Annotated in this window: 10 protein-coding genes; 8 read left to right on the top strand and 2 right to left on the bottom strand. The window is 42.8% G+C overall.

Going from position 1 to position 10,995, the window contains the following annotated elements; all coding sequences use genetic code 11:
* Positions 1-161: 161 nt before the first annotated feature.
* A complete protein-coding gene (locus tag FHS10_RS21950) occupies positions 162-2,597 on the top strand; it encodes a DUF2339 domain-containing protein (protein ID WP_259094838.1) in 2,436 nt (811 codons plus the stop codon).
* Entirely contained in the window at positions 2,578-3,798 is a 1,221-nt protein-coding gene (locus tag FHS10_RS21945) for a DUF3999 family protein (protein ID WP_259094825.1), read from the top strand. Before FHS10_RS21950 ends, FHS10_RS21945 begins: the two co-directional genes overlap by 20 nt.
* A 277-nt stretch (positions 3,799-4,075) precedes the next feature.
* Here FHS10_RS21945 and FHS10_RS21940 read toward each other — a convergent pair whose 3' ends face one another.
* Together FHS10_RS21940 and FHS10_RS21935 are read right to left on the bottom strand one after the other, a co-directional pair.
* A complete protein-coding gene (locus FHS10_RS21940; RefSeq protein ID WP_259094823.1) occupies positions 4,076-5,005 on the bottom strand; it encodes a TIGR01777 family oxidoreductase in 930 nt (309 codons plus the stop codon).
* A 5-nt stretch (positions 5,006-5,010) separates the two neighbouring features.
* Positions 5,011-5,829: a DCC1-like thiol-disulfide oxidoreductase family protein gene (locus FHS10_RS21935; protein WP_259094820.1), complete on the bottom strand. Its 819-nt coding sequence runs from the start codon at positions 5,827-5,829 to the stop codon at positions 5,011-5,013.
* 187 nt (positions 5,830-6,016) lie between these two features.
* Here FHS10_RS21935 and FHS10_RS21930 point away from each other — a divergent pair, with 187 nt between their 5' ends.
* From FHS10_RS21930 to FHS10_RS21905, 6 genes are all read left to right on the top strand, one after another.
* Entirely contained in the window at positions 6,017-6,163 is a 147-nt protein-coding gene (locus FHS10_RS21930) for a hypothetical protein (protein ID WP_259094818.1), read from the top strand.
* 189 nt (positions 6,164-6,352) lie between these two features.
* A complete protein-coding gene (locus tag FHS10_RS21925) occupies positions 6,353-7,366 on the top strand; it encodes an aspartate-semialdehyde dehydrogenase (RefSeq protein ID WP_259094816.1) in 1,014 nt (337 codons plus the stop codon).
* 217 nt (positions 7,367-7,583) lie between these two features.
* Positions 7,584-7,985: a hypothetical protein gene (locus FHS10_RS21920; RefSeq protein ID WP_259094807.1), complete on the top strand. Its 402-nt coding sequence runs from the start codon at positions 7,584-7,586 to the stop codon at positions 7,983-7,985.
* Between the two features lie 51 nt (positions 7,986-8,036).
* Positions 8,037-8,630, top strand: coding sequence for a penicillin-binding protein activator LpoB (locus FHS10_RS21915; protein ID WP_259094804.1), 594 nt, complete (start codon positions 8,037-8,039; stop codon positions 8,628-8,630).
* A 54-nt stretch (positions 8,631-8,684) separates the two neighbouring features.
* Positions 8,685-10,106, top strand: coding sequence for a COG3014 family protein (locus tag FHS10_RS21910; RefSeq protein WP_259094802.1), 1,422 nt, complete (start codon positions 8,685-8,687; stop codon positions 10,104-10,106).
* Between the two features lie 85 nt (positions 10,107-10,191).
* Complete coding sequence (locus tag FHS10_RS21905) at positions 10,192-10,968, top strand: hypothetical protein (protein ID WP_259094800.1); 777 nt, start codon at positions 10,192-10,194, stop codon at positions 10,966-10,968.
* Positions 10,969-10,995 lie beyond the last annotated feature (27 nt).

Raw genomic sequence — 10,995 nt, 5'->3', positions numbered from 1 at the left:
AAAACTCCGTTAGGAGTATCGTGTTTATAGGTTTACAATCATCTGTCTTTTTGACTCCGTAGGTGTCTCCTTTTTAAAAGCTATTTCCCTGATCAATATTGCGCTAGTATGCTGTTTGTTTTATAAATCCGCTATCTTTAGTTTTTGCCAAACCTACTACTATGGATATTTTAACCGTATTCCTGTGCCTGCTCATCATCATATTAGTGATTAACGGCAAGGGCAGTTTAACCCGCCAGCTCAACAGCCAAGTTGAAGAATTGCAGACCCAAATATTGCAATTAAAGCGGATGATAGAACACCTAAGGTTATCCAAACCTGCCGATGATCCTGATAAACCTTTCGCTGAACCCGCGCCGGCAATCAAAGAAATTCCGGTTGTTAAGCCACCGGTAGAACCGGTTATAGCGCCGCCAATTCCTGTTATTATAGATATAGATATAAAGGCCGAACCTGTTGAGCCAATTATGGTCGAACGGCAGCCGGAGCCAATTAGCGACAGTTTATCAACCATACATCGCCCTATAAAAACCACGGCTCACATTCCACCAGCTCCGGCCGAACCAAAACCATCCTTCTTTGAAAGCCACCCCGACCTGGAGAAATTCATTGGCGAAAACCTGATCAATAAAATTGGTATCGCCATATTGGTATTGGCCATTGGCTACTTTGTAAAGTTTGCTATTGATAATAACTGGGTTGGCCCGCTGGGGCGTATTGGTATTGGCGTGGCTTGCGGTGCCATTTTAATTGGGATAGCCCATCGTTTACGTAACAGCTATAAGGCATTTAGTTCGGTACTGGCTGGCGGTGGTTTGGCGGTGTTTTATTTTATTATTACGCTGGGGCATCACCAGTTTCATTTACCCGATAGCCAGGTGGCGGCCTTTGTTATTTTGATAGTGATCACCATTTTCGCGGTGCTGCTCGCCTTGTTATATGATAAGCAGGAACTGGCGGTTATTGCTTTGGTGGGCGGTTTTGCCAGTCCGTTTATGGTAAGTACCGGCAAAGCCGATTATGATGCGCTGTTTATTTACCTGCTGATATTGAATACCGGCCTGCTGGTTATTGCCTATTACAAGGCCTGGCGGGTGCTTAATATTGTATCCTTTGCATTTACCGTACTGGTGTTCGGTGGCGTGGTGTATACGCTTACTCCGGCTACTTACCATTATGGTTTTATATATGCCAGTATATTTTACGTACTGTACTTTGCCATTAACGTGGCCAATAATGTAAAGGAAAACAAAAAATTCATCGGCTCTGATTTCAGCATCCTGCTACTCAATACCGGCTTGTATTTTGGAGCGGGATTGTACCTGCTTACCATGATGCACGAGGAGCAGTTTCGTGGCTTGTTTTGCGTGAGCCTGGCCGTGGTGAACCTGGTTTTATCATATGTACTGTTCCGCAACCGTAAGGTAGATACCAATATATTGTACCTGCTCATTGGTATTACGCTTACCTTTATTTCATTAGCCGCACCCATCCAATTGCACGGCAACAGCATCACACTTTTCTGGGCTACCGAAACCGTGTTATTGTACTGGCTGTATCTGCGGTCGGACATTAAGCTCATGAAGCTCACGTCGCTTATTTTATATGTGGCCATGCTGCTGAGTTTGCTGATGGATTGGGAGCAGATTTATCCCGGCCACCTGTATACCCTGGCTATTATCGCTAATAAAGGCTTTATCACAACGGTAGTGGCGGCTATCAGCTCGTTCCTGCTTTATGGGCTTATTGATAGGGATAAAGATGTGGCTGCCTATATAAAGGTTAACAAATATGTATTCAGCACTATCGGCCTGGCGCTTTTGTTTTCGAGCGGATTGCTGGAGATCAATCACCAGTTTTTAAACCGCTACCCTAATACATCATTAAATATTTTGTACATGATGCTGTATACCCCGGCTTTTATTTATGCTTATTACCTGGTATCGATGAAAGCGCCGGCATTAAAGTTTAATGATAACGTGCGTATTGGTATCCTGATGGTTTGCATCACGGTTTATTTGGCATTGATGCCTGGTTTTTTTAACCTGCTTACCGATATGTTGAGCTTAAAGAAACCACCGCTAAGCCATTACACCGCGCATTGGATCAGCGCTTTTTTTGTTTGCTTGTTGTTCTACCGCATCATCCGCCTTTGCCAGGCTGCGTTGGATGATGGCATGAAAACCATTTTCACCTGGATCATCAGTGCCGGTGTTGTTATCTTTTTAAGCCTGGAGTTTTGCCTGCTGAGCAACTTATTGTTTTACGGTAAAATGCATGATATAGCCAGGATTGAAACCGTATACATCAAAACTACCTTGCCTATTTTGTGGGGATTGCTATCATTCGCGCTCATGTGGCTGGGTATGCGGTATAAAATGCGCACCATGCGTATCGTATCGTTAAGCCTGTTTTCGCTTACGTTGTTAAAACTATTTTTGTTCGATATTGTGGATATCCCACAGGCGGGTAAAATAGCGGCATTCTTTTGCCTGGGTGTTTTGCTGCTTATTATATCGTTCATGTACCAGAAGGTTAAAAAAATTATTGTTGATGATGAAACCAGCAAAAAGGCAGATGAGTCTAAGGAAGGATAGGATTGCACTAACCGCGTTATTTTGCGGCTTGATGCTTTCTGCATCGGCACAAAAAACTTTTAAATATGGTGCTAATCTGCAAAAGGTAGATAGTACCGGTTTTTACCGTATTAACCTGCAACCGGCTTTCATAGCCAAAGCAAAGGGCGATATGGCCGATATCAGGATTGCCGATGCCATGGGAAATTTTGTGCCTTATATACAGGCAGGCAGTCTGCCCCAAAAAGACCAGAAAAGCTTCGTTGTTTTTAATACGATAGACGCCCGTTTGGCAACGGATACCGGCACTACCTACATAGTTGAAAACAAAACCGGGCTACCGCTTGATCGCCTTTGGATAAAGCTGCAAAATACCGCTGTGCAGCGCAAGGTGAACCTCATGGGTAGTGATGATCTTAAGCAATGGTTTGCCATACAGGAAAATATCCCTTTGCAGGAAGCGGTGCAAAACAGCGAGGGGACCTATATGCAATCGCTATCGTTCCCGGCCAGCAGCTACCGTTATTTAAAGCTTTTGGTTGATGATAAAAACAAAACGCCTATCAAATTTCTGCAGGCTGGTGTTTATACCGAGTATGCCGCAACCCTGGCTTATACCCCTATCCCTGGGCTTAGGTTTACCCGTGCCGATAGTAACAAGACCACTTTTATCACCATTAAACTAAATGATAACTACCAGGTAAATAAGCTGCACTTAAACATCACCGCGCCAAAATATTTTAAACGGAACGTTACCATTTACCAGGTGATAAACGGTTACAAAGAAGCTATTTTAGAAGCAGAGCTAAACTCTATAAAAAACAACGATCTCCTTTTTGCAGCAAAAACGACTGAGTTACAATTGCAGATCGGCAATGGCGATAATCAGCCTTTGGTTATCAATGGTATTAATGTCTATCAATCTAACGAATACATTATCAGTTACCTGGATGGCAAACAAAACTATCATCTTTTGGCCGGCGACTCAACCGCCCAGGCACCGGAATATGATCTGAAATTTTTTGCCGATAGCATAAAGGCTAATATTCCGGCAATTAATCATCAAGCTATCGTTAAAAATATCGTAGCCAGCGCCGAAAAACCAAAAGCAGCTAAAGATTATACGGCGCTGATCTGGCTTGCTATTATAGCCGCTGTTGGTATGTTGCTGCTGCTTACTTTAAAGATGGTGAAGGAAGTGGGGAAGAAGGCGGGGAAATAGTTGTTATTGAATCGATAGGTAAATCGTTATTACTTTGGCGCTCGCATTATGGTTAAAACGCTCTGCCAGCCTTTGTTGCTACCAGTGACAAGTCCACCACATGTCATTGCGAGGCACGAAGCAACCACGAACTGTGCAGATCTGCCCTGTAGAGCATGAGATTGCTTCGTGCCTCGCAATGACATAGCTTTATTATTGTCATTCCACCTTCAGAATTTCGCGAAATTTGGCAGCTTAGGATGAGATGTTTTTTGGCCTTTTTCATCTCGCAATATCCCTACCCCTTTATACTCAAAATATCATGAATAGCATACTCCGCTTTTTCGTACTGAAAAGTAAAACCTGCATCTAACAGGCGCTGTGGTTTTACCCAGCGGCTTTTCAAAATCAGTTCTGTTTCGGTACCTATTACTTTAGCGCCAATTTCAAGCAGCCATTGTGGGGCCGGTAAACCAATGGGCATCCCATATGCTTTGCGGATGAGGCGCATAAAATCGGCGTTTTTTTCGCCAAAAGGGGCGGTGCAATTGTAGTTGCCTTCCATTTCTGGATGGTCTAACAGATATTGGGTGCTGCGCGCTACATCATGTTCATGTACCCAGGCCAGGTATTGCTTGCCATCGCCTTGTTTGCCGCCCATGCCCAGTTTTACCAGGTTAAGCAATCGGGGAAAAACACTATCGCTATGGCCAAGTACAATGCCCATGCGCAGGGCTATTTTGCGGGTTTGCGGGGTTTCGCTTTGGTAAAAGGTACTTTCCCAAATGTTACACACATCTATGCTGAAGCCATAGCCAATTTCGCCGGTTAGCTCGTCCTGTGGATGGTCCTCGGCATGGCGGTAAATAGTGGCAGAAGTAATGTTGATCCATAGCTTTGGTGGATCGGTCATTTTATGGATCACATCGCCCAACAGTTTGGTAGGCACCACCCTTGACGCGATGATTTCGGCCTTATTCTTTTTAGTGTACCGGCAGTTTACGTTTTTGCCGCAAAGGTTAATGAGCATATCGGCATGGGTTAACTGCACTGTCCAGCCGTTTTCTGTTTTGCCGTCCCAAACTACGGTGCGGATATTATCAACAGCAGGTGCCTGCTTACGGGCCAGGATGATCACTTCATCGGCCAGGTTTTTATAGTATTTGGCAAGCACCGAGCCCAGGTAACCGTTACCACCGGCAAGCACAATTTTTTTGTAGGGTTTCATGGCTTTTAATTTAAAATGACGAATAATAATGCAATACGGTAACACACCCAGGTAATGGTCATTACCCAGCCCAACTGTAATAGTTTGGTACGGCGGATGTGTTCTAAAAACATGAGCCCGGCAACGCCCATAAAGCAGATAGTAGCAGGCAATGGTCCAAACTTAAACCAATGGCTAACAGTCAGCGGGATAAGCAACAGCAAGCTGCCTGCAAAAGAGATGGTCATCATATTGCCCAAATACGTCCACATTTTTTCTTTGGCGAAGGTGCTGATCACCAGGGCCTGGAAAACAACTTGCCCGCCACAAATCAGGTATTCGCGGTAGGCGTTACCCAGTGGCACCATGCCCACCAGTAGGTGCGCGTACCGGGTTAATATAAACCCGGTACAAAACCAGGTGAACAATAAATAAGCAATGCGGTAATGTAGTTTAAAAGTTGGCTGATAGGCAAAGCCTGCATCCTCAGTAGTTGGCGGTATAATAACCCGGCGGTTGTAAGATATAAAAGCGTAAACCTTGCTCATCAGCCATACAAAAGGATTAAATGCAAATAAGGGAGCAAATACAGGCCAGGCGTTACCCAATATTTTAAACAAACTTTTAATGCCATAAGTAACCTCGCCGCTTTTAAGGTCAATAAGGGCTATCTCATTAACAGCACGCTGCCTGTCATAAACCGGGCAGGCGTTTTGGTGCATGGTTTGATAGGCTGCCCTGCCGCCGTCATCAAGCATGCCGGTTTTTACAAAGGCCTTGGTGTATACACGGCACATGGGGCATTCTGCATCAAAAAGTACCACGTGGTTGTTAAGCGTTTTCATTGTATTTGAGTTTTGCTGTTACTGTTTAACAAATCAAATATACGATTTATTTTGTATTTTCAATAAATACTGAAAATATAGTTTATATTGTTTAATCAATGCTCAAACTCATTTATTAACAGGGCAAACGCATCTGAATAGTTAACGGGGATAAGCTGTTATTTAATAATGGCTAACAAATAAGCTTATGCCGTGGGAATATATAAGCATCAAACGATACCTTGTTTTTATCGCCTGGTGCTGGTTAAATGATCAGGTATCAAATGGACTTGTATTGGCCAACAACAGGCACAAATATTTGGATGCGCCTAAGGTGCGTGATACATCTGTTTAGTGTTAACCCTGTAAAAATGTAAGTTATTGATTATTAACTATTTATAAAATAAATATCTGAAATGTGTTAAGTTATGTTAACCCAATTAGATGCGTTTGCCCTGGTTTATCAACTACTAACTCAGTAGATTATCAAAAAAATGTGCATATTTGGGGTTTAAAGTTTATTATTTAACAAATTAACACAACAATGAAAGTCGCAGTAGTAGGTGCTACTGGCTTAGTAGGCACCAAAATGTTGCAGGTTCTGGCAGAACGCAACTTCCCCGTTACAGAATTAATCCCCGTAGCTTCAGAAAAAAGTATTGGTAAAGAAATTACTTTTAAGGGTAAGCAGTTTAAGGTAGTTTCTGTTGAGGATGCGATTAAGATGAAGCCGGACGTTGCCATTTTCAGCGCCGGCGGAAGCACTTCATTGGAGCAGGCTCCGCTTTTCGCAGCAGCAGGCACAACTGTTATTGATAACTCATCGGCCTGGCGTATGGATCCAACCAAGAAACTGGTTGTACCCGAAGTAAATGCCGATGTATTAACCGCCGATGACAAGATCATTGCCAACCCAAATTGCTCAACCATACAAATGGTAGTGGCTTTAAAACCACTGCACGACAAATATAAAATTAAACGCGTAGTAGTATCTACCTACCAATCGGTAACAGGTACCGGCGTTAAAGCTGTTGACCAGCTGTTTAACGAGCGTAAAGGTATTGATGGCCCGAAGGTTTACCCCTATACTATCGATTTGAACGTGATTCCGCAGATTGACGTTTTCACCGATAATGGTTATACCAAAGAGGAAATGAAAATGATCCTGGAAACCAAAAAGATCATGGGCGATGATAGCATTAAAGTTACTGCTACCACCGTACGCATCCCGGTTATGGGCGGTCACTCAGAATCTGTAAACATTGAGTTTTTACACGATTTTGATTTGAGCGAAGTACGTGAGCTTTTGGCCAATTCACCAGGTATAGTAGTGGTTGACGATCCCGCCAACCTTAAATACCCAATGCCGTTGGACGCGCATGATAAAGACGACGTTTTTGTAGGTCGTTTACGCCGTGACGAAAGCCAGGATAATACTTTAAATTGCTGGATAGTATCAGATAACCTGCGTAAAGGTGCCGCTACCAATGCGGTGCAAATTGCAGAGTACCTTGCTGCTAAACACCTGATCGGCCAGCCGGTTGAGGCAACAGTTTAATTAACCGGGCTCGCTCGGGCATATTTAATAAAAATTCGAAAGCCTGAAAATAGCAGTGTAAACGCTACTATTTTCGGGCTTTTTTTGTGCAGGTATAACTTTATCCTTCATACTTAAGTAAAAAGATGTTTATTAACATAATTTAACTGTATACCAGCGTTAACTTATTACGTTTAATAACGTCATTTGTATTTCAATTACATTATTTTATTTCACAATGAAAACTAAGATAATTATAGCAGCGGTTACCGTTTTATGTGGCTTGTACAGCGGTATAGTTAACGCCCAGCAAATCACTTTACTTGCCGATCAAAATCCACGCTATAGGGAAAGCCAAATTAAATATAGTAGTGGGGCCGATAGCCTGAACAGCCTGCATGGAACAACCATACAGGATACTTATAAAGCTTACGATTGGTACGAGGCCAAACTTGAGCGCAGGCAGCAAAACCGCGAGTGGAGACACCAGGAACGTATGAATGGTTATTTTGATTATACACCATCATGGGGGCTTTACGATAACTATTATTCGCCTTCAATTAACTTTGGTTTTGGCAATCGCTGGGGCCGCGGCGGCTGGGGTGGCCGGTCAAGTATAGGAGTTGGCTTCGGCTGGTAATAAATAGCACAACATACAATCTAACTATCATAATTTAATAACATACTATCAATGAAATTCAATAGGATTTTAACCATTGCTGCGGTTGCAGTTTCAACCCTTTTCGTGGCATCATGCTCAAGGCAGGTAACCCGCGTTAGCACCGATCAAACTATAGATGTAAGCGGTAACTGGAATAACAGCGATTCAAGAATGGCCGCCGATGAACTTACCGGCAAAATATTAGGTGCAAGCTGGATAGATACCCATCAAACCGAACACCAGGGCAAAAAGCCAGTAGTTATTGTAGGCTTTGTTCAAAACAAAAGCCACGAGCATATTGATGCAGAAACGTTTTTAAAGGATATTGAAAGTTCATTTATCCAAACCCAAAAAGTGCGTTTGGTGCAGGGGGGCAAAAAACGTGAAGAATTGCGTGCCGAAAAAGCCGACCAGCAAACCAACGCCACCGTATCAACCATGAAACAATTTGGGTTAGAGAATGGTGCCGATTATATATTGCAAGGATCAATCAACTCCATAGTCGATTCGCACAAACGTCAGAAGGTTGTTTACTACCAGGTAAACCTCGAGCTTACCAATATTCAAACCAACGAAGTAGTTTGGATTGGCGAGAAAAAAATAGCCAAATACGTAAAAAATTAAAGCAAGTAAGCCCTGGATGTGATACGCCACGTTCGGGGTCACTTACACCTTATAATGACAAACATACGTAGGTATTTTTTCGGTGCATCACCTGTTATCGGGATGATGCTTTTTTTATTTGGTTGTACCACCTACAACCAAAGCCTCACCTCTTATTACAAAAATGTTTATGCCGGTAACTATCCCCAGGCCGAAAAAGATCTGGACAATAATGGCCTCATCCAAAAGCCGCGCAACAAACTCCTGTACCTGATGGAGCGGGGCCGGGTAGCGCACCTTAGGGGCGAGTATGAATTAAGCAACAAGTACTTCAACAATGCCGACCAATTGCTGGATAGTGGCTTAAACGGCGCGGCTGATGCGGCTGTTGGCCTGTTGGTTAATTCGATGTCGCAAACTTACAAAGGCGAGGATTTTGAAAAATTCATGATCCACTATTACAAAGCGCTCAATTACCTGTTTTTGAACAATACCGAAGATGCCATTGTTGAGGCCCGCCGCATTACCTTACAGGCGCAGGATCAGGGCGATAAGTTTAATAACAAGGACAACCGTTATTCCAATGATGCCTTTGCGCTGATGTTCCAGGGGATGCTTTACGAAAAGAATAACGATGTAAATAACGCCTTTATCTCCTACCGCAACGCGGCCGAGATCTATTTAAAAAGCCCCGACCAAACTTACTACGGGACCCCAATGCCCCAGGGTTTAAAAGAGGATGTGATCAGGACGGCGATGTTAAACGGTTTTACAACCGAGGCCGATCAGTTTGAAAAAACATTTAATATTCAATTCACACCGGATAAGCCTGCCGAAGGCGGCGAACTGATCCTGTTTTGGGAAAACGGCCTTGCGCCTGTTAAAACCCAGGTAGATGTATTTTTTAGCCTGGTGAGGCATAGCGATGGTGGTCTGTTTTTTGTTAACGGAGCCGGTTTAGAAATTCCATTTGATTACAGCGGGGATAGGAACAGCGTGAAATTAAAGTCGGTTGAAAGCATGCGGGTGGCATTTCCCAAATACGTAGCCCAAATTCCCTATTACTCAAATGGCAGTATCGCCGTTAATAATCAACAAATACCGTTAGAAAAAGCCGAAGATATTAATGAGTTAGCTTTTAAAACGCTTCAGCAACGTACCTTAAAAGAAATGGGAAAAGTGTTATCGAGGCTTGCCGTTAAAAAAATTGCCGAATACAGCGTGCGCGCCGCAGCCACCAGCGATGGTAAAACAAACGGCGTTTTGGAAGGATTGGGCTATGGCATACAGCTTTACAGCCTGCTATCCGAAAAAGCCGATACGCGTAACTGGCAATCACTGCCGGCTTCTATCTCTTATGCCCGAGTGCCATTGCAAAAGGGGCTTAATAAAGTAAATATTGCTTTGAAAAATGCCCAGGGCGTTACCGAAACAAAGACTATTGAGATACAGGGTAACGGAAATACCCAGTTTTACAATTACGCGACTTTGAGGTAGGGTATCCATTTATTGCAGTTTTTAATTAGGATATTGAATAGGGAGATTTGCTGATTATCCCTATTTTTATTTGTAAATATTTGCGATGAAATCTTCAGTTCTGTTTGTGTTAATCCTCTTTATTTTAACATCAATAAACGTATTTGGGCAAGGCTCAAAAGCAACTGATCCCGACTTATTAAGAGCGTTTAAAAAGATTGGGTGCTGGGATAAAATGCGAGAGGATACAACCGTGAGCGCCTTAGATTCTTTATATCTGGCAAATAGCATATTTGAAGGGAAGCTATTGCAGGCTGCCGCGAAGTATCCGTTTACCGTTAGTAATTTCTTTAAATCATTTGATGATGAGCCGCTTGGAATAACGACCTCCGCTGATGGCGTGCTTATAATTTATTGGTGGGATACATTAACAGGCGGCACCCAACATGCCTACAGCTGTGTTGCACAATATAAGACCGCGCACGGCATAAAATCAGTCTCTCCAGCCAGTCCTAATAAATATAGCTGTTCTTATTCTAAAATTTATTCATTAAAAAGCAAAGATAAAATATACTACCTGGCTGTTTACGATGAGATTTTATCTTATCATGACCGCTGCCAGGGAATTCAGATCTTTTTGATCGATAAAGATGACCTGATGCCGGCTAAGCTTATTAAAACGCAAACGGGGTTACATAGTAAAATAGACTACTTATATAATGATAATTCCATGCGGGATCAAAATTGGGAGAACGAATTAACCTACCACGAAAAAACACAGACCTTAACGATCCCTGTTGCTTTAGAAAATGGAAACTTGACAGATAATTACATCACGTATAAGTTCAACGGGGAATATTTTATAAAGCTTAAAAGCAAATAACAGCTTAGTTGGTTATAAATTATAACT

Origin of the sequence: Mucilaginibacter dorajii, assembly GCF_024808255.1 — a bacterium.
Classification (GTDB): Bacteria; Bacteroidota; Bacteroidia; order Sphingobacteriales; family Sphingobacteriaceae; genus Mucilaginibacter; species Mucilaginibacter dorajii.
Note: the sequence above shows the minus strand (reverse complement) of the source record. Positions and strands in the feature narration are given on the sequence as shown.

Coding starts and splice junctions, on each gene's coding strand:
- FHS10_RS21950 (WP_259094838.1), top strand. CDS start 162: ATGGATATTTTAACCGTATTCCTGTGCCTGCTCATCATCATATTAGTG.
- FHS10_RS21945 (WP_259094825.1), top strand. CDS start 2,578: ATGAGTCTAAGGAAGGATAGGATTGCACTAACCGCGTTATTTTGCGGC.
- FHS10_RS21940 (WP_259094823.1), bottom strand. CDS start 5,005: ATGAAACCCTACAAAAAAATTGTGCTTGCCGGTGGTAACGGTTACCTG.
- FHS10_RS21935 (WP_259094820.1), bottom strand. CDS start 5,829: ATGAAAACGCTTAACAACCACGTGGTACTTTTTGATGCAGAATGCCCC.
- FHS10_RS21930 (WP_259094818.1), top strand. CDS start 6,017: ATGCCGTGGGAATATATAAGCATCAAACGATACCTTGTTTTTATCGCC.
- FHS10_RS21925 (WP_259094816.1), top strand. CDS start 6,353: ATGAAAGTCGCAGTAGTAGGTGCTACTGGCTTAGTAGGCACCAAAATG.
- FHS10_RS21920 (WP_259094807.1), top strand. CDS start 7,584: ATGAAAACTAAGATAATTATAGCAGCGGTTACCGTTTTATGTGGCTTG.
- FHS10_RS21915 (WP_259094804.1), top strand. CDS start 8,037: ATGAAATTCAATAGGATTTTAACCATTGCTGCGGTTGCAGTTTCAACC.
- FHS10_RS21910 (WP_259094802.1), top strand. CDS start 8,685: ATGACAAACATACGTAGGTATTTTTTCGGTGCATCACCTGTTATCGGG.
- FHS10_RS21905 (WP_259094800.1), top strand. CDS start 10,192: ATGAAATCTTCAGTTCTGTTTGTGTTAATCCTCTTTATTTTAACATCA.